The following is an 18,051-nucleotide window of genomic DNA, read 5'->3' on the forward strand; positions in this document are numbered from 1 at the left end:
CCGTTCCCGGTGAATCGCGATGAAGCCGACCCTGCTGGTCCTGATTCCGCTGCGCGACGACGCGCGCGCCGCCATCGCCGCGCAGTTCGACCTGATCCATGCCCCCGACGAGGCCTCGCGCGCGCAGGCCGTGGCCGAGCACGGCGCCAAGGTCGAGGCGGTGCTGACCAACGGCAGCACCGGCCTCACCGAGGACGAGCTCGCGCGCCTGCCCGGGCTCGTCTTCCTCAATGCGCTCGGTGCCGGCTACGAGAACCTGCCGGTGGCGGCGGCACGCCGGCGCGGCATCGCGATCGCGCACGGCGTGGGCGCCAACGACGATTGCGTGGCCGATCACGCCTTCGCCCTGCTGCTGGCGACGGTGCGCGGCGTGGTCCGGCTCGATGCCGCCTGCCGGGCCGGCGTCTGGCGCGACGCGCTGCCGATGCAGCCGAATTTCTCGGGCAAGCGGATCGGCATCGTCGGGCTGGGCCGGATCGGCGCCAAGATCGCGCGCCGCGCGGCTGCCTTCGATCTGGAGATCGGCTATCACAACCGCCGGCCGCGCGAGGGCGCCGAATTCCGCTACTTCCCGGCCGTGGTCGAGCTGGCGCGCTGGGCCGACTACCTGGTGGTCGCCACGCCCGGCGGCGCCGACACGCGGCACCTGATCGACGCGGCGGTGCTGGCGGCGCTCGGCGCGCGCGGTTTCCTCGTCAATGTCTCGCGCGGCAGCGTGGTCGACACGGCCGCGCTGGCCGCCGCGCTGCGCGACGGCCGGATCGCCGGTGCCGGCCTGGACGTCTATGAAGGCGAGCCCGAGCCGCCCGCCGAACTGGTCGGGCTCGATTCGGTGGTGCTGACGCCGCACGTGGCCGGCACGTCGCCGGAGGCGCGCGATCGCACCATCGAGCTGTTTCTCGAGAACGCCGCGCGCCACTTCGCCGGGCAGCCGCTGCTCACGCCGCTGCAAGCCTGAGCCGGCCCAGGCGAGGTGACGAAGGGCGGCTTCATGCGAAGCGAAAGGCCGGGCGCGCGAATGGCGTACTTCCCGGTTTCCGCGCAAAACCCCCCTCGAAAAGCCCGATTTCCTGCGGAAAACCGTATCGAAATGCGTGACGCGAAGCGGCGTATCGAAATGCGAAGCGCCTGCGAACAGCCGCTTCGCGAGCCTCGATCCGCGACACTTCCTGGCATCGCGCCGCCCGCTTTCTCCGTACCAACCCTTGCGGATTGCTTCTTCCTGCTTGCTTTTGCGCTTTCGCCAACGCCGAAAACGATGCAATTTCGCAACTGATTCGACAGCGAATCGACACGTCTCTTTGGCCTGACGAGCCGAAGCAGTACACTCGCGCCGCGGTCATCCCGACATCCACCGCGCCGATACCGGCCAACGCGGCGACACGTTCGCGCAACCGGTTCGGGCGCTGCCGGCACAACCGGCCATCGCTTCGATAACACTCAATTCACACCGCACCCGATTCGGTGCTGCCTCGCTCGCCGTGCTCGCGCACGGCCCGGCAGCGCCGTTCGCAGGAGACGACCTTGCTCAAGAAAATGACCGCCGCCGCGGCAATCGCCGCTTTCGCTTCCCTCGCGCACGCCCAGAGCAGCGTGACGCTTTACGGCCTGATCGACACCGGCATCAGCTACGTCAACCACAGCGCGGTGGGCACCACCGGCTCGGCCAAGCGCTTCAAGTACGACGACGGCGTGGCGCAGGGCACGCGCTGGGGCCTGCGCGGCTCGGAAGACCTCGGCTCCGGCCTGAAGGCGATCTTCTTGCTCGAGAACGGCTTCAACACCGGCACCGGCGCGATCAACCAGGGTGGCGCGATGTTCGGCCGCCAGGCCTATGTGGGCCTGTCGAAGAACGGCATCGGCTCGCTGACCTTCGGTCGCCAGTACACGTTCTCCACCGACGTGCTCGGCAACCAGTATTCGGCCGGCACCAACACCGTCGCGGGCAACTACGCGTACCACATCAACGACTTCGACCAACTGGTGAACAGCCGCATCAACAACGCGGTCAAGTTCTCGTCGGCGAACTTCTCGGGCGTCACCTTCGGTGCCCTGTACGGCTTCTCGAACCAGGCCGGCGCGTTCAGCGGCTCGGCGCCGGTGAACGGCTCGACCGGTTCCTCGCGTGCCTACAGCTTCGGCCTGAACTACGCGGCGGGCGCCTTCTCGATCGGCGCGGCCTACACCGACATCAGCTACCCGAGCGCCGAAGTCCCGGCCTTCCCGACCTCGATCGCCAACGTGGCGGCGGGCGGCACCGGCGGCGGCAAGGACCTGCGCACCTTCGGCGTCGGCACGCGCTACCAGCTCGCCAACGCGGCCCTGTTCGCGCTGTACACGAACACCCGCATCGAGGCGCTGAACGGCGCGACCACGGCGCTCGACGCGGTGGACGTGGGCGGCCGCTACAACTTCACGCCGGCTCTCGCGGGCGGCCTGGCCTATACCTACACGCGCATGCACGACGCGTTCGGCGGCCACTGGAACCAGGTCGACGCGAGCCTCGATTACGCGCTCTCCAAGCGCACCGACGTCTACCTGCTGGCGATCTACCAGAAGGCTTCGGGCCGCAACGGCGCGCAGGACGTGCAGGCGCAGATCGGCTCGAGCACGGCCTTCTTCGGCCCGTCGGGCAACGGCACCAGCAACCAGGTGGCCGCGCGCGTGGGTATCCGCCACAAGTTCTGATGTCCTGATCGATATCGCTTCGGAGGGGCCGCTCGCGGCCTGTCCGGAACGAGACAGCGCCGGTCCCGCGCAAGCGGGCCGGCGCTTTTTCATTGGCGTGGCGATATCAGCGCGGCTGGGCTTCGACGGGCGCCACCACGTCCGCCTGCGCAAGCTCGGGCGGGTTTGCCGCCTTGGCCTCGGCCTGGCCCTGGCCTGGCTCGACGCGCGGCCCCAGTTCGCCTTCCCACTTCGCCAGCACGGCGGTGGCGATGCTGTTGCCGAGCACGTTGGTGGCGGTGCGCCCCATGTCGAAGAACTGGTCGATGCCCATCACCAGCAGCAAGCCCGCCTCGGGCAGGTGGAACATCGGCAGGATCGCCGCGACCACCACCAGCGAGCCGCGCGGCACGGCGGCCATGCCCTTGCTGCTGATCATCAGGATCAGCAGCATCGAGACCTGCTGGCCCAGCGACATCGGCACGTTGAAAGCCTGCGCCACGAAGATCGCCGCGAAGGATTGATACACCATCGAGCCGTCTAGGTTGAAGGAGTAACCGAGCGGCAGCACGAAGCCGACCAGCCGCTTGCGGATGCCGAAGCGCTGCAGCACCTCGATCAGCTTCGGGTAGGCCGCCTCGCTGCTGGCGGTGGAGAAGGCGATCATCACCGGCTCGCGGATCGACACGGCCAGCTCGCGCATGCGCGGGCCCAGGCAGGCGCGGCCGATCGCGTACAGCGCGAGCCACAGCGCGGCGAGCGCGACATAGAACCAGCCGATCAGCTTGCCGTAGGTGAGGATCACCGCCAGCCCCTGCACCGTCACCACGCCCGCGATGGCCGCGAAGATGCCGAGCGGCGCGAAGCCCATCACGGCATGGGTGGCCAGCAGCATCACCTCCACCAACCCGTCGATGGCGCCTTTCAGGAAGCGCCCGGGCTCGCCGCGCAGCTTGCCCAGCGCGATGCCGAAGAAGGCCGAGAACACCAGGATCTGCATGATCTCGTTGTTCGCCATCGCCTCGGTGATGCTGCGCGGGAACAGATGCGTGAGGAAGTCCTTCAGGTTCAGCGCGTCCGTCTTCAGGTGGGTGGACTGGCTCGCGGCGGGCAGCGCGATGTCCAGATGCGCGCCCGGCTGCGCGAGATTGACGAAGGCCAGGCCCAGCGCCAGCGAGACCAGCGAGGCGCAGGCGAACCAGCCGATCGCGCGCAGGCCGATGCGGCCGATCGTGCCGGTGTTGTCCATGCTGGCGATGCCCGACACCAGGGTGGCGAACACCAGCGGCGCGATGATCATCTTGATCAGCCGCAGGAAGATGTCGGTGACGATCGCGAAGTTCGCGGCGATCGCGTTGGCCTCGGCGGCACTGCCCGCGGCCAGGTGGCAGGCATAACCGACCGCGACGCCGAGCGCCATCGCGAGCAGGATCCAGCGGGTGAGCTTGCGTTGCGGATTCATCTCGGGACTCCTGATTGACGGGGCTCAGGCGGGACGCGCCAGCGCGACGGCCTCGACCTCGACGGCCGCGCCGTAGTGCAGCTCGCTCACGCCGGCCACCGCGCGCGCCGGGCGATGCGCGCCGATCCACTCGGCGTAGAGGCGGTTGAAGACCGGCCACATGGCGATATCGGTGACGTAGACACGCACCTGCACCAGTGCCGCACGCGTCACGCCGGCTTGCGCCAGGCAGCCGTCGAGATTGGCGAGCACCTGGCGGACCTGTTCCTCGAAGGGGCGCGCGGCGAGCGGCTCGCCGGCCGCCGACACGGGCAACTGGCCCGAGACGTGGACCAGGCCGGCGGCCACGCAGACATGCGAGTAATGGCCGGCGGGCGGCGCGATGCGCGCGCAATTGGCGGTGAGGATCGGCAGGGCCGTATCGAGTTCGGACATGTTGGGGACTCCGGAGGAATGGACGGGCGGCGGCGAACGGATTCGCGAACTGGACGAAATATACAATAATAGAAAAAATGTACAATAGCGGGAATGACCGATTGCCGGTCGGTAACGGGCGCGCCAGGATGGCGTGCCCCCGCGCGAACGAAACATGGATGAGGAAGGAGCCCGACGATGAGAAACCAGGCCGAATTGCTGCTGCTCGACAAGAACGTGGTGGAGCGCCTGCTGACGCCCGATGACGTGCTGGCCGCCGTCGAGACCGCCTTCGACCTGCACCGGCGCGGCGCCGGGCGGGTGTTTCCGGTGATCCGCGAGCCGCTGGCCGGCGGCGGCGTGTTCGGCATCAAGGCCGGCGACGTGCCCGACGAGGCGCTGCTCGGCTTCAAGGCGGCCGGCTTCTGGCCCGCCAATCGCGGCCTGGGCGGTGAGCCGCACCAGGCCACCGTGATGCTGGTCGATCCGGCCACCGGGCGGCCGCGCTGCGTGATCGACGGCAATGCGATCACCACCATGCGCACCGGCGCGGCGGGCGCGCTCGGCCTGCGCGCGCTGGCGCGGCCCGACAGCCGCCGGCTGTGCGTGTTCGGCACCGGCGTGCAGGCGGGCGTGCAGCTGGATTTCGCGCTGAGGCTGCTGCCTTCGATCGATTCGGTGGTCTATCTGACGGCTACGCGCGAGCCCGATCCGGCCTTCGAGGCGCGCTTCGGCGCGCGCTGCGCGATCTCGGCGGCGCGCGACGCCGATGCGGCGGTGGCCGGCAGCGATATCGTGATCACGGCCACGCCGGGCGGCGGCGCGCTGTTCGGGCTGGAGGCGGTGGGGCCCGGCACGCACCTGAACGCGGTCGGCGCCGATACCAAGGGCAAGCGCGAGCTGCCGGCGGGTTTGCTCGACCGCGCGCGGCTGGTGGTCGACGATCGCGCGCAGGCGCGCCAGATCGGCGAGGCGCAATGGGCGCCCGAGCGCGAGTGCGCCGAACTCGGTGAACTGCTGGCCGCGCCCGGGGCCTTCCCGCGCGGCGCCGACGAGATCACCGTATTCGACATGACGGGCCTGGCGCTGCAGGACCTGACCGTGGCGCGCATGCTGCTCGAGCGCGCCGAACAGGCGCGGCTCGGCACGCGCGTGGCCTGGCCCTGGTGAGGCGGGAGGTGCTCGGCCGCGCTTACCAGCCGTAGAAGCGCGGCCAGGTCTGCACCGAGCCGTCGGCCGCGATCGCCTGGTACTCGGGATGCTGGGCGCCGGTGGCGCAGGCGTGGTTAGGCAGAATCCGCAGCCGCGTGCCGATCGGCAGGCGCGTGGCGATGTCCCGATCGGGCTCGCCCACGCGCTGCAGGATGCCGTGCTCCTGGTTCGCGCTGCCGAGCAGGTAGCCGTCGAGCACGCTGCCGTCCTCGGCGCATACCAGCCCGTAGCCGAAGTCCCGCGTCTGGCGCTGGGTGCCGCGATCGCGGCTCATCGCCATCCAGCCCGCGTCGACGATCGCCCAGCCTTTTTCCTCCTGGTGGCCGATCACGGTGGTCAGCACGCTCAGCGCGATCTCGTCAGTGCCGCACACGCCGACGTTGTGCATCACCAGGTCGAACATGACATACACGCCCGCGCGCACCTCGGTCACGCCCTCGAGCCGCTCGGCCGACAGCGCGGTGGGCGTCGAGCCGATGCTGACCACCGGGCAGGGCAGGTCCGCCGCGCGCAGCCGCTCGGCCGCCAGCACCGCGCCGGCGCGTTCCTGCTCGGCGATCCGCACCAGGTCCTCGTGGCGGTGATAGTCGTAGCTCGACCCCGCATGCGCGAGCACGCCGCCGAGCTTCATGCTGCCGTCCACCAGCGCGCGGCCCACCTCGATCAGGCGCTCGTCGGCGGGCGCGAGGCCGGAGCGATGGCCGTCCACGTCGATCTCCACCCACACCTCGAAACTCGCGCCCTGCTCGCGGCCGAAGGCGGCGATCGCCTTGGCCGAAACCAGGCTGTCGGCCACCAGCTTCAGGTCGCAGCCGCGCCGGATCAGCGCCAGCGCCTGGGGCAGCTTGCCGGGCACCATGCCGACCGCGTAGACGATGTCGTCGATGCCCTGCGCGAAGAACTGCTCGGCTTCCTTGAGCGTCGAGACCGTGATGCCGTGCGCGCCGGCCGCGAGCTGGGCGCGCACCACCGGCTCGCACTTGGTGGTCTTCACGTGCGGGCGGAAGCGCACGCCGAGCGCGTCCAGGCGCTGTTGCATGCGCTCGATGTTGCGCTGCATGCGCGGCACGTCGATCAGGGCCGACGGGGTGGGGAGCGTGTCGATTCGCATCATGGGATCCTTCGGGGAGCGCGGCGCGGGCAAGGCCCGGCCGCGTCGGGTTTCGGTTCGAGCATGATAGGGGCGCTGCGCCCCGCCGGGATTAAGCGCGGCGAAACCGGGCATTCAGCGCGCCTGAATGCCGGCGTGCCGCCTTCTGTCTTAAGCTGCGGGTTCGATGCGCGGTTCGCGTGCCTTCATCGAGTTTGACAAAAAGTATCGATTTGGACAAAATATCTCGAATCCGGTCCAGCCGACCGAGCTCGATTTCCATCGATCCGTCCCAGTGAGTCCCTCATGAGCCAGCCGAACCTCCCGACCTATGCCGATGTCGCCGCCGCCGCCGAACGCATCGCGGGTCACGCCCACCGCACGCCCGTGCTGACCTCGCGCACCGTTGACGAGGAACTGGGCGCGCAGGTCTTCTTCAAGTGCGAGAACCTCCAGCGCATGGGCGCCTTCAAGTTCCGCGGCGCCTTCAACGCGCTGTCGCGCTTCAGCGAGGCGCAGCGCAAGCACGGCGTGGTGACCTTCTCCTCGGGCAACCATGCGCAGGCCATCGCGCTGTCGGCCAGGCTGCTCGGCATGCCGGCCACCATCGTGATGCCGCACGACGCGCCGGCCGCCAAGGTGGCCGCCACGCGCGGCTACGGCGGCCGCGTGGTGATCTACGACCGCTACCGGGACGACCGCGAGCAGATCGGCCGCGCGCTCGCCGAGAAGGAAGGCCTCACGCTGATCCCGCCTTACGACCACGCCGACGTGATCGCCGGGCAGGGCACGGCGGCCGCCGAGCTGTTCCAGGAAGTGGGCGCGCTCGACGCCGTGTTCGCGCCGCTCGGCGGCGGCGGGCTGCTGTCGGGCACCGCGCTGGCCACCCGCGAGCTGTCGCCGGGCGCCGAGCTCTACGGCGTCGAGCCCGCGGCCGGCAACGACGGCCAGCAATCCTTCGCCGCGGGCTCGATCGTCCATATCGATACGCCCAAGACCATCGCCGACGGCGCGCAGACGCAGCATCTCGGCAAGCTGACCTTCCCGATCATCCGCCGCGACGTGAACGCGATCCTGACCGCCAGCGATGCCGAGCTGGTCGAGTGCATGCGTTTCTTCGCCTCGCGCATGAAGATGCTGGTCGAGCCGACCGGCTGCCTGTCCTTCGCGGCGGTGCGCCAGCGCAAGGCGGAGCTCGAGGGCAAGCGCGTGGGCGTCATCGTCAGCGGCGGCAATGTCGACCTGGAGAAGTTCTGCGCGCTGATCGGCGCGGCGGGCTGAGAATTCGGCGGGCCGCGCCGGGCCCGCCGAGCCATCGAAGCCTTCCAGGCAAGCGGGAGGTCGTTGCGAGTGCAACGACCTCCCGTTTTTCATTGCGCCGCGGTGCCGGCCGAGCGCCGCCACGGCGGCGGATCGAGCGCGCGCCTGGCGGCCTCGAGGAACAGGCGCTGGCGGATCGTCAACTGCCGGCGATCCGGCACCAGCGCCATCACCGGCGCCGGCGCGAGCCGCCAGCCCGGCAGCACGCGCACCAGCCGCCCGGCCGCGATCAGCGGCGCCGCATCCCATTCCGAACGCTCGATGATGCCCAGGCCCGCCGCGGCCCAGTCGCTGATCACGGTGCCGTCGTTGGAGCCGAGCAGGCCGCTCACGCGCACCGTCACCGGCTTGGCCGGCGGCGCGCCGCGGCGGGACGGCACGTCGGGCGTGAAGCGCCAGCGCAGTTGCTCCTCGTCGTTCTCGCGCAGGCACAGGCAGGGATAGCGCGTCAGCTCGGAGGGATGCGAGAGCACCAGGCGCCGCGCCAGCTCGGGGCTCGCGCACAGCAGCCGCTCGTTGGACGCGAGATGGTGGGCGATCCAGGACGAGGCGCGGATCTGGCCGATATGCACCACCACGTCGGCTTCCGGCGCGGCCGCGAAAGGGTTGTCGGCCAGTTGCAGCGAGATCTGCAGTCGGGGATGGTCGCGATGCAGGTCGCGCACGATCGGCGCGACGTGGGCGCGGCCGAAGCCGAACGGCGCGACGATGCGCAGCTTGCCGCCCACCTGGCCGCTGTCGCCGGCCAGGCGCGCCGGAATCGACTCGATCCGCTCCAGCAGTTCGACGGCTTCCTGCAGCAGTTGCCGGCCTTCCTCGGTCAGCGTCACGCCGCGCGCCTCGCGCAGCGCGAGGCGCAGCCCGAGCCGTTCTTCCAGCCGCTGCAGGCGCGAGGTGACGGCCGGCGGCGTGAGATCGAGCAGGCGCGCGGCGGCGGCCAGCGAACGCGCGGCGCCGAGCGCGCGGATCATGCGCATGTCGTCGAGATCGAGCAAGGGCGTTCCGGTATCGATGGGGCGGCAGAGGGCGTCGTGCCGGCCCGTTCATCCCGTCCGCTCGGGCGAGCGGATCAGGGCGTCCACCGGTACACGACGATGCTGGAGCCATTGTAATTGTCCTTGGTCAGCACGTACTGGCCCGTCGAGCTCAGGTAGGCGCGCAGGCCGAACATCGAGTCGACGTCGTTGCCGACGTCCATCGAGGCGGTATTGGTGTTGACCAGGGTGGTGACCAGGCTGCCGGTGGCGAGGTCGAACACGTCGATGTTCGGCACCGTGTGCACGTAGCCGACGAACAGGTAGCGCCCGGCCACGGCGATCGTCTTCGGGTTCGGGCTCGCCAGGTCGATCACCGGGCTCGGCGTGCGATTGCCCGCCATCCAGCCGTGATAGATCTCGATATGGCCGTTCATCGCGGTCCAGTCCCAGTAGCCGGCGAAGCCCTGCGCCAGCACCATGGTGTCGGTCGAGGGCTGATAGATCACGCGCGAGGTCGGCTGCGAGCTGGCCGGCACCGGCATCGCCACGCCCTTGCCCCAGGACGGCGCGCCGCTCGCGCTGAAGCTGGCGAACGGCCAGTGCGTGACCTGGCTGGAGCCCTGCAGGCCGGCCCAGACATCGCCGTTGTCGTCCAGGCAGAAGCCGCCCGTGACGATCGCGCTGGCGCCGAACAGCTTGCCCGGCAGCGAGCCGTCGGGGATCGCGATATAGCCGCTGGCGGCCGGGTTGAAGTGATAGAAGTTGTAGATGTCGGGGTTCTGTCCGTTGGCCACCAGGATGCGGTTGCCGCCGACACTGACCAGTTGTCCGAAATGCTGGCCGCGCTGGTAGTCGGTCATCGACAGGCGCGGATCGTTCGGGTAGGTGAAGGGATCGACCGTATTGGCGACGAAGTTGCCGCCGGTGCTGCCCGAATAGATGTTCATGCCGCTGTAGAACAGCGCGCCGTCGGTCACCGGATCGGGCGCGGCCAGCGCCTCGAAGTTCAGCGCCTGCAGCTTCCAGATCAGGTTGCCGTTGCCGTCGTAGGCCTGCAGGTCGGTCGGGCCGTTGCGGCCCAGGTCCCAGCCGCCGCCCCAGGGATTGTTGAGCACGTACAGCGTGCCGGCCGCGTCGCGGCCGATGCCCACCACGCGCGTGAAGCGCTTGTCGCCCACCTGGCCCTTGATGCCGGTGGTGGTGTCGAGGTAGCCGCCCGTCACGCCGAAGGTGCCGACCAGGGCCGGCTGGCCCGTCACCGAGTAGCGCTTGATGTTCATGTCCGGGCCCGAGTCGCCCACCATCAGCTGGCCGGTCGGCGTGTCGTAGTAGAGCGCCGAGGGCCGCGCGCTGGCGCCCATCTGGATGGTGTTGAGCAGGGCGCCGGCCGCGCTGTACTCGACGATCGTGCCGGTGTTCTTCTGCGCGATCCACAGGTTGCCGGCTGCATCGAGCGCCAGCGCGCCGGGGCTGGCGATCTGGATGTCGCGCTGCCAGACGCCGTCGGTGCTGAACACGCGCACGCGGTTGCCGAAGTAGTCGCTCGCGTACAGCGTGGTGCCGGTGGTGGCCAGGCCGGTGATCACGTCGTACTTGCTGATGTTGCTCCACACGCTGACGTTGATGGTCAGGTCGCGCAGCCCGGTGGAGCGGTTGTAGCGGCCGACGAAGCCGCTCTGGTTCTTGCCCTGCAGCGGGGTGAAGATCGAGGTGGCGTTGCCGGTGATCGCGCCGCCCTGGAACTCGGCATGCGTGCCGATCGAGCCGAGCGTCTTGCCGTTCTGGTAGACGCCCACGCCGCCGGCGTTCTCGTCCCAGAACGAGGCCGTGTAGACCACGCCTTCCGGCGCGATCCACAGCGAGCGCGCGCCGTTGCCGACGTGCGAGGCGATCGTGCCGTAGGTGTTGGCGATCCAGTCGGTGGCGTATTGCGCGTGGCCGAGCGGGGCGAAGGCGGCCAGGCAGGCGGCGGCGATGGCGGCGGCGGCGCGAAGACGGGGCTTGGACATGTGAGGTCTCCTGACGAGGGACGGGCGGCGAGGGCGGGGGGCCGACAAACGTCAGACAGATATCACAGAGAAATCGGAAAAAAATTCCGCAGCTTCGAATCGGGCCGCGAGGGGCGCGGGAAAGCGGCGATTGTCACGGTTTCGTGACAGACCTGTCGCCCCGCTGACATGTTGATGTTGGGGGCGACAGGGATGATGGCGTGCCCGCGAATTCCATGGTTACCGATTCATTTCCGAGTGCGACGCCTCATTGCCAGGCGGCCCAGATCAGATAGCCGTTCAGCGCGAGGATCAGCAGCGTCGCGCTGGCCGCCACCGCGAGCAACGCGCGGCTTGGCGCGAACGCGCCCATCAGCTCGCGCCGCGCCGAGAGCACCAGCAGCGCGATCATCGGCATCGGCAGCACGAAGCTCAGCACCACCTGGCTCAGCACCATCGCATGCGTGACGTCGCAGCCGGCCGCCACCACCGCGAAGGCGGGCACGATGGTGATCGCGCGGCGCAGCCAGATCGACAGGCGGCGATGGATGAAGCCCTGCATCACGATCTGCCCGGCCATGGTGCCGACCACCGAGCTGGAGATGCCCGAGCTCAGCAGCGCGACCAGGAACAGCGCGCCGGCGGCCGGCCCGAGCACGGGGATCAGGGCGTGATAGGCCTGGCCGATGTCGCTCATGTCGGGCGCGCCGTGATGGAAGGCCGAGGCGGCGGTCAGCACCATCGCCAGGTTCACGCCGCCGGCCAGGCCGAGCGCGACCACCACCTCGCGGTTCGAGAAGCGCAGCAGGCGGCGGCGCTCCGTGTCGTTGCGCGGCGCGGTGCGCTGCTGGGTGAGCCCCGAATGCAGGTAGAGCGTGTGCGGCATGATGGTGGCGCCGATGATGCCGACCGCCAGCGTCAGCGCGGTGCGATCGCTCAGTTGCGGCACCACCAGGTGCCACGCCACCGAGCCCCAGTGTTGCGGCGCGATCAGCAGCTCGCCCAGGTAGCTCGCGCCGATCAGGCCGACCAGGGCCGCGATGGCCGCCTCGAGCGGGCGGAAGCCGCGTTTCTCGAGTAGCAGGATCGCGCAGGTGGCCAGCGCGGTGGCCACCATGCCCGCCATCAGCGGCAGGTGGCAGAGCAGCGCGAAGGCCAGCGCGCCGCCGAGGAACTCGGCCAGATCGGTGGCCATCGCGGCGATCTCGGAGGCGATCCACATGGCCCACACCAGCGGCGCCGGGAAGTGGTCGCGGCACAGCTCGGCCAGGTTGCGGCCGGTGACGATGCCGAGCTTGGCCGACATCGCCTGGAACAGCATGGCCACCAGGTTGGCGGCCAGCACCACCCACAGCAACTGATAGCCGTAGGCGGCACCGGCCTGGATATTGGTGGCGAAGTTGCCGGGGTCCATGTAGCCGATCGAGGCGACCACGGCCGGCCCGACGAAGGGCAGCAGCGCGACGAGCCCTCGGCGGCGCCCTTCGAGCACGGCGCGCGCGGCTTGTTCGGTGCGTTCGGTGGAAAGGCCCGGCAGCGCGAGGCCGGCGGCGAGTTTGCTCGGAATGGAGGACATGTCGTATTGGGATTGTGGGCTGGAGGGAGGGCCTGTCTCGGTCTCGTGGCGCGGCCGGCGGGAAGGCGCCGGCCGCGCCGCGGCGCATCAGAGCGGCACGACGTCGGGGCGCGTGCGCGGGAACTGCGCGATCACCTCGGGCGCGAGCTTCAGGTGCGCCTCGACCAGTTGCGGCGGCGTGTGGGCCAGCCAGTCGGACAGCGAGACCTCCTGGTAGCGGTCGGTCTTGAAGATCTCCAGGAACACCAGGTCGGTGGTGCCGGTGTTCTGCACGTAGTGGCCGAGGCTCTTCTTCACGTAGCCGATATCGCCGGCGCGGAAATCGGCCGTCATCGCCTTGGGGCCGGTGTCGAACACCGTCATGCGCGCCTCGCCCTGAATGTAGTACTGCCATTCATCGGCGTTCGGGTGCCAGTGCAGCTCGCGCATGCCGCCCGGATGCACGGTCACCAGCGCCGCGGCCACCGTCTTCGAGGCGTTGAAGTTGCTGCTGTCGGCGATCCGCACCTCGCCGCCGCGCGTCTTCACCAGCGGCCGCAGGTCGCCGAGCGAGAACACGAAGGGATAGGGCGGCGAGCCCTTGGACGAGGCGGCGGCGCGCTGCGCCTCGGCCAGCGGCCCCGGCATGTCTCCCTGGAAGATCCACAGGTTGTCGGTCGGGATGTTGCGAAACGAATCGGCCGGCACGCCGAAGTTCAGCGCCAGCACCTCGGGCGGCGTATGCGCGATCCAGTCGGTCAGCAGCAGGGTGTTGAATTCGGAAGCCTTGCCGTCGTCGAAGGCGATCATGAACTCGCAGCCGTCCGAGCCGATTCCCTGCAGCGAATGCGGCAGCCCCGGCGGGAAATACCAGAGGTCGCCCTGCTTCACGTCGGCCACCTGCGGGCGGCCCAGTTCGTCGAGGATGGTGATCCGGCAGCGGCCGTCCAGCATCACCGCCCATTCGGCTTGCTGGTGCCAATGCATTTCGCGAATGCCGCCGCGCGTCAGGCGCATATTCACGCCGGAAATCGTTTCGGAAATTGCAAAATCGTCTTGCGTAACCTGGCGTGCCCAACCGCCATTCTGGATTCGCTTATGCGCGTTATTGAACGAGGACCAGAATAAGGGCATGCCGTCCACGTCGGTGGCGGGCGGATCCTGGAATGCGGGGAATTGATTGGCGAGCGGCGGATTCTTCGGGCCCGGGTCCACCAGGCTACGCGGATTGGCGGCATTGATCGCGCCTTCCGGCGGGCTGTCGGGATTGCCGAAGGAAGCGGCTTTCGCCGAGGCGGCGACGCCCGCCGCGGCGAGCGCGCCGGCCGTTTGCGCGAGCATCTTGCGACGTTGCAGATTGGTCATGCCTGACTCCGTTATGGGTTTCGGGATTGCGGGGATGCGAATTGCCATTCGAATTTCAATCGAGTGATTCGGGGTGGTGAATTCGTGTGATCAGTTAAATGCAAATCCGATGAAAATAAAAATGAATAGTTGAAATGGATTGATGACTTTCCCTGATTCGCCTTTGGTTTGTAATTCGTGTGATGAGGCGTTGATTTTTATTTCAATGTCGTTAGTTGTTTCGGAATATATCGATTGTTGATGAATTTGGTTTTATTGTTTCGATTGTTGAATCGATGTGCGGTGAGGTGCGCGGATCGGGCGCCAGTAGCTGAAGCAGGGCGCCGGTAGCACAGGCAGGAAGCGAGCGTTCCGAAAAAGAGGGAGGTATGTACGGTGAGGTTCGTGGAGTCTTTGATTGCCGCCGTGATTCGGTCAATAAGACGATTCCTATAGGAAAAATAGGACTATCCAAGTCCATTTCTCATGTTTCATAATTTCGCCATGCCGATCCGGATTGATGGGTCGACTGATGCCGGTTCTCCAGAGTCGCTTGATTAATTCGATTACCGTCGAATGGACGCAATCATTGCGTCGGCCTCGTTGCGCCTGCGCTTCGGGGAATGAACGATATGCCAGCTCCTGGCGGTTGCATCTGGTATCTCGAAATGCGGATGGCATGTCGTCTCCGCTCGTCTCGGCCCGGTTTTACCCGGCCGCCTGGATGTGGTCGCCACCCAAGATGTGGTGAATATTTTTTATTGAAGACATAAGAAAGGCCGTCGTGAATAAAATATATAAAACCGTTTGGAATGCGGCGCTGTCGTCATGGGTGGCGGTGTCGGAAGTCGATGTGTTCAAGGGAGGCGGATGTCGCGCCGCGCTTTCGCCGGTCAATTCGCCGCGAGAAATCCGGCTCGGCCTGAGCAAGATGGCCGTGGCGGTACTCCTTTGTTACGGAGGTATCGAATCCTCCTGGTCGGGGTCGATCGTGAATTGCGCAGAGAAGGGCAAATACGCCTATGGGTCCTGGGGGGAGACGAGCGAATCTCTCGTGTGGACTCGCAACCAACGTCAAACGATGCCGTTAGGAATGAAATGCGGCGGAAGTGGCTTCTATCTCGGGGAGGACAAAGGGGGGACGGATGCGCCAAAGGAGGGCAACGGTCCCGCATTTATAGCGATAGGGCAGATGGAGTCGAATAAGGAAGACGAGAATAACAAAGATGTGTTGGGGAAAGGCAAGGTAGCGATTTATGGCCCGACGGGCGTCGGTTTGGCCAGCAAGGGAGGCATCACGCTGAGTGGCCGCGGCATCGTGCTGTCGAGCGCCACCGAAGGCATGGTGCTGGTGGGAGGGGGCGGCATCGCGCTGTCGAGCGGGACCAAAAGTATCTCGCTGGTGGGAGGGGGCGGCATCACGCTGTCTGGCGGTAACAAAGGCATCTCGGTGAATAAAGAGCGGATCACCAATCTTGCCGATGGGACGGAAGATCAGGATGCGGTCACCAAGTCGCAATTGCGGAAAGCCATCGATGGCGAGACCACGTCGTCGTTGAGCAGCCTGAACACTATCAACAGCAACGTCAGATCGCTGTCTTCGTCCGTCTCCAGTGGGTTGTTGACGACGGACAGCCACGTCACCTCGTTGTCGAGCGGGCTGAGCAGTATCAACAGCAACGTCGGTTCGCTGTCGTCAGGCTTGAGCACGACCAGCAGCAGTGTCACGTCGTTGTCGTCGGGCCTGAGCACGACCAGCAGCAACGTCACGTCGCTGTCGTCAGGCTTGAGCACGACCAGCAGCAGCGTCGCATCGTTGTCGTCGGGCTTGAGCACGACCAGCAGCAACGTCACGTCGCTGTCGTCAGGTTTGAGCACGACCAGCAGCAGTGTCGCATCGTTGTCGTCGGGCCTGAGCACGACCAGCAGCAACGTCACGTCGCTGTCGTCGGGTTTGAGCACGACCAGCAGCAACGTCACGTCGCTGTCGTCGGGCCTGAGCACGACCAGCAGCAACGTCACGTCGTTGTCGTCGGGCTTGAGCACGACCAGCAGCAACGTCACGTCGTTGTCGTCGGGCTTGAGCACGACCAGCAGCAACGTCACGTCGTTGTCGTCGGGCTTGAGCACGACCAGCAGCAACGTCACGTCGTTGTCGTCGGGCTTGAGCACGACCAGCAGCAGCGTCACGTCGTTGTCGTCGGGCTTGAGCACCACCAACAGCACCGTCACGTCGTTGTCGTCGGGCCTGAGCACCACCAGCAGCACCGTCACCTCGTTGTCGTCGGGCCTGAGCACCACCAACAGCACCGTCACCTCGCTCTCGTCGGGCCTGAGCACCACCAACAGCCACGTCACCTCGCTGTCCTCCGGCTTGTCCTCGACCACCAGCAACATCGGCTCGTTGTCCACCGGCCTTGCGCAGACCAACAGCAGCGTCGCTTCGCTATCCACGTCCACCTCGTCGAGCGTCGGTTCGCTGTCGACCTCGATCAGCTCGATCGCCAGTTCCTCCGGCAGGATCGGCAGCGGCGTGGCCTCGGCATTGGGCGGTGGCGCGACCTACGACCCGGCCACCGGCACCTTCACGGCACCGACCTACACGACCCACAAGGCCGACGGCACCACCGCGAAGGTCGACAACGTCGGCGATGCGCTCGACAGCATCAATTCGAACGGCATCAAATACTTCCACACGAACGCGAAGGGCAAGGATTCGATCGCGAGCGGCGTCGACAGCATCGCGATCGGCCCGAGCGCCACGGCGAACGCGGACAACTCGGTTGCCATCGGCAAAGGCGCGATTGCCTCGGCCGCGATGCCGGTAAGTTCCGCGACGATCGGTGGAAGCACCTTCGGTAACTTCGCCGGCAGCAAGCCGATCGGCACGGTGAACATCGGCGCGCCCGGTTTCGAGCGGCAACTGACGGGTCTCGCAGCCGGCCGGATCTCGGCAGGCAGCACCGACGCCGTGAACGGCAGCCAGCTGTTCCAGACCAATGCGGCGGTCGCCTCGCTGTCGAGCAGCCTGAGCACTACGGCGGGCACGCTTTCGAACTCGGTCGCCTCGCTGTCCACCTCCACCGCGGCATCGCTGAGCAAGCTCTCCTCGTCCATTTCTTCCCCGATCCTGCAGGGCTCGCTGTCGACGGGCGTGTCGTCGTCCAACGGCTCGGTATCCTCGCCGCCCACCTCGGTCGGTTCACTGTCCACCGGCCAGTCGAATTCGGGCACCACGCTGGCCTCGCTGTCCACCGGCACCTCGCCCAACCCCGGTTCGCAGCCCCCCGGCACCTCGGCCACCACCGGCTCGCTGTCCACCAGCGTCGGCGCCACCAGCGTTCAGACGGCCTCGCTTTCGACTTCGGCGCCCGACAACACCCTGCGCTTGCCTACCGCGGGCGGCTACGCGGGCGACATGTCGGCGCCGGGCGCCAAGGCGCCCTCGGTCACGACCGGCTCGAACTCGGTGGCGCTCGGCCAGGGCTCGACCGACGGCGGCCGCTCGAACGTGGTGTCGGTCGGCAGCGCGGCCCAGCAACGGCAGATCACCCATGTCGCGCCCGGCACGGAAGGCACGGACGCCGTCAACCTCAACCAGTTGAATGCGGTGTCGACTTCCATGTCGCAAGCGCTGGCCGGCCAGCAAAACCAGCTCGACGGTCTGGGCACGCAAGTTCGGCGCACGGCCGACATGGCACGCCGGGGCATCGCCGCGGTCGGGGCGATGGCCTCGATCCCGCAACTCGACGCGAACTCGAATTTCGGCATGGGGCTGGGTACCGCCAGCTTCGCCGGGCAGAAGGCGATCGCGGTGAACATGCAGGCGCGCATTTCGGACAATTTGAAGGCGGCGGTGAATGGCGGTTTCAGTGGCGGCCAGGCCGTGGTGGGCGCGGGGATGTTGTACCAGTGGAAGTAGCTCGCCGCCGGGAGACGCGCTTGCCAGCGCAGCGCGAACCTGGCCGCGCGATAATGCGCGGGCGGCGCGCAGCGGCACGCCGCGCGACGGCGGCACCCAC

Annotated in this window: 11 protein-coding genes and 2 pseudogenes; 6 read left to right on the forward strand and 7 right to left on the reverse strand. The window is 67.7% G+C overall.

Annotation, left to right across the window (positions count from 1 at the left end):
* Window positions 1-19: 19 nt before the first annotated feature.
* Together BM43_RS02310 and BM43_RS02315 are read left to right on the forward strand one after the other, a co-directional pair.
* Complete coding sequence (locus tag BM43_RS02310; protein ID WP_036054186.1) at window positions 20-958, forward strand: 2-hydroxyacid dehydrogenase; 939 nt, start codon at window positions 20-22, stop codon at window positions 956-958.
* Window positions 959-1,524: 566 nt separating this feature from the next.
* On the forward strand, window positions 1,525-2,688 hold the full coding sequence (locus BM43_RS02315; protein WP_036054185.1) for a porin: 1,164 nt from the start codon (window positions 1,525-1,527) through the stop codon (window positions 2,686-2,688).
* Between the two features lie 106 nt (window positions 2,689-2,794).
* Here BM43_RS02315 and BM43_RS02320 read toward each other — a convergent pair whose 3' ends face one another.
* Window positions 2,795-4,129, reverse strand: coding sequence for a dicarboxylate/amino acid:cation symporter (locus tag BM43_RS02320; protein ID WP_042283909.1), 1,335 nt, complete (start codon window positions 4,127-4,129; stop codon window positions 2,795-2,797).
* 24 nt (window positions 4,130-4,153) lie between these two features.
* Complete coding sequence (locus BM43_RS02325) at window positions 4,154-4,564, reverse strand: RidA family protein (protein WP_025100058.1); 411 nt, start codon at window positions 4,562-4,564, stop codon at window positions 4,154-4,156.
* Between the two features lie 177 nt (window positions 4,565-4,741).
* On the opposite strand from BM43_RS02325, the gene BM43_RS02330 reads away from it, so the two are divergent.
* A complete protein-coding gene (locus BM43_RS02330) occupies window positions 4,742-5,713 on the forward strand; it encodes an ornithine cyclodeaminase family protein (RefSeq protein ID WP_036054183.1) in 972 nt (323 codons plus the stop codon).
* A gap of 22 nt (window positions 5,714-5,735) precedes the next feature.
* On the opposite strand, the gene BM43_RS02335 is transcribed toward BM43_RS02330, so the two are convergent.
* Window positions 5,736-6,866: a DSD1 family PLP-dependent enzyme gene (locus BM43_RS02335; protein ID WP_036056908.1), complete on the reverse strand. Its 1,131-nt coding sequence runs from the start codon at window positions 6,864-6,866 to the stop codon at window positions 5,736-5,738.
* A gap of 285 nt (window positions 6,867-7,151) precedes the next feature.
* Here BM43_RS02335 and BM43_RS02340 point away from each other — a divergent pair, with 285 nt between their 5' ends.
* Window positions 7,152-8,126 (forward strand): threo-3-hydroxy-L-aspartate ammonia-lyase, encoded by a 975-nt coding sequence (locus BM43_RS02340; RefSeq protein WP_036054180.1) that lies wholly within the window; start codon window positions 7,152-7,154, stop codon window positions 8,124-8,126.
* 89 nt (window positions 8,127-8,215) lie between these two features.
* Here BM43_RS02340 and BM43_RS02345 read toward each other — a convergent pair whose 3' ends face one another.
* The 4 genes from BM43_RS02345 to BM43_RS02360 all read right to left on the reverse strand — a co-directional run bounded on the left by BM43_RS02345 (window position 8,216) and on the right by BM43_RS02360 (window position 14,050).
* Window positions 8,216-9,160: a LysR substrate-binding domain-containing protein gene (locus BM43_RS02345; protein WP_036054177.1), complete on the reverse strand. Its 945-nt coding sequence runs from the start codon at window positions 9,158-9,160 to the stop codon at window positions 8,216-8,218.
* Window positions 9,161-9,234: 74 nt separating this feature from the next.
* Entirely contained in the window at window positions 9,235-11,151 is a 1,917-nt protein-coding gene (locus BM43_RS02350) for an NHL repeat-containing protein (RefSeq protein ID WP_036054175.1), read from the reverse strand.
* A 247-nt stretch (window positions 11,152-11,398) separates the two neighbouring features.
* Window positions 11,399-12,706 carry an Nramp family divalent metal transporter gene (locus tag BM43_RS02355; RefSeq protein ID WP_036054173.1) on the reverse strand — a complete coding sequence of 436 codons (1,308 nt, stop codon included), beginning with the start codon at window positions 12,704-12,706 and terminating at the stop codon, window positions 11,399-11,401.
* Window positions 12,707-12,793: 87 nt separating this feature from the next.
* On the reverse strand, window positions 12,794-14,050 hold the full coding sequence (locus BM43_RS02360) for an oxalate decarboxylase family bicupin (RefSeq protein ID WP_025100051.1): 1,257 nt from the start codon (window positions 14,048-14,050) through the stop codon (window positions 12,794-12,796).
* Window positions 14,051-14,813: 763 nt separating this feature from the next.
* Between BM43_RS02360 and BM43_RS42805 the strand changes: the two are divergent.
* Both BM43_RS42805 and BM43_RS42655 read left to right on the forward strand, forming a co-directional pair.
* Window positions 14,814-15,533 (forward strand): annotated as a pseudogene (locus BM43_RS42805) (ESPR domain-containing protein); the annotation flags it as partial.
* Between the two features lie 39 nt (window positions 15,534-15,572).
* Window positions 15,573-17,951 (forward strand): annotated as a pseudogene (locus BM43_RS42655) (YadA family autotransporter adhesin); the annotation flags it as partial.
* Window positions 17,952-18,051 lie beyond the last annotated feature (100 nt).

This window comes from Burkholderia gladioli (assembly GCF_000959725.1).
In the GTDB taxonomy this organism is placed as follows: domain Bacteria; phylum Pseudomonadota; class Gammaproteobacteria; order Burkholderiales; family Burkholderiaceae; genus Burkholderia; species Burkholderia gladioli.

What these genes read in the sequence shown, in the direction of transcription:
- BM43_RS02310 (WP_036054186.1), top strand. Translation starts at nt 20, where the DNA reads ATGAAGCCGACCCTGCTGGTCCTGATTCCGCTGCGCGACGACGCGCGC.
- BM43_RS02320 (WP_042283909.1), bottom strand. Translation starts at nt 4,129, where the DNA reads ATGAATCCGCAACGCAAGCTCACCCGCTGGATCCTGCTCGCGATGGCG.
- BM43_RS02325 (WP_025100058.1), bottom strand. Translation starts at nt 4,564, where the DNA reads ATGTCCGAACTCGATACGGCCCTGCCGATCCTCACCGCCAATTGCGCG.
- BM43_RS02330 (WP_036054183.1), top strand. Translation starts at nt 4,742, where the DNA reads ATGAGAAACCAGGCCGAATTGCTGCTGCTCGACAAGAACGTGGTGGAG.
- BM43_RS02335 (WP_036056908.1), bottom strand. Translation starts at nt 6,866, where the DNA reads ATGCGAATCGACACGCTCCCCACCCCGTCGGCCCTGATCGACGTGCCG.
- BM43_RS02340 (WP_036054180.1), top strand. Translation starts at nt 7,152, where the DNA reads ATGAGCCAGCCGAACCTCCCGACCTATGCCGATGTCGCCGCCGCCGCC.
- BM43_RS02350 (WP_036054175.1), bottom strand. Translation starts at nt 11,151, where the DNA reads ATGTCCAAGCCCCGTCTTCGCGCCGCCGCCGCCATCGCCGCCGCCTGC.
- BM43_RS02355 (WP_036054173.1), bottom strand. Translation starts at nt 12,706, where the DNA reads ATGTCCTCCATTCCGAGCAAACTCGCCGCCGGCCTCGCGCTGCCGGGC.
- BM43_RS02360 (WP_025100051.1), bottom strand. Translation starts at nt 14,050, where the DNA reads ATGACCAATCTGCAACGTCGCAAGATGCTCGCGCAAACGGCCGGCGCG.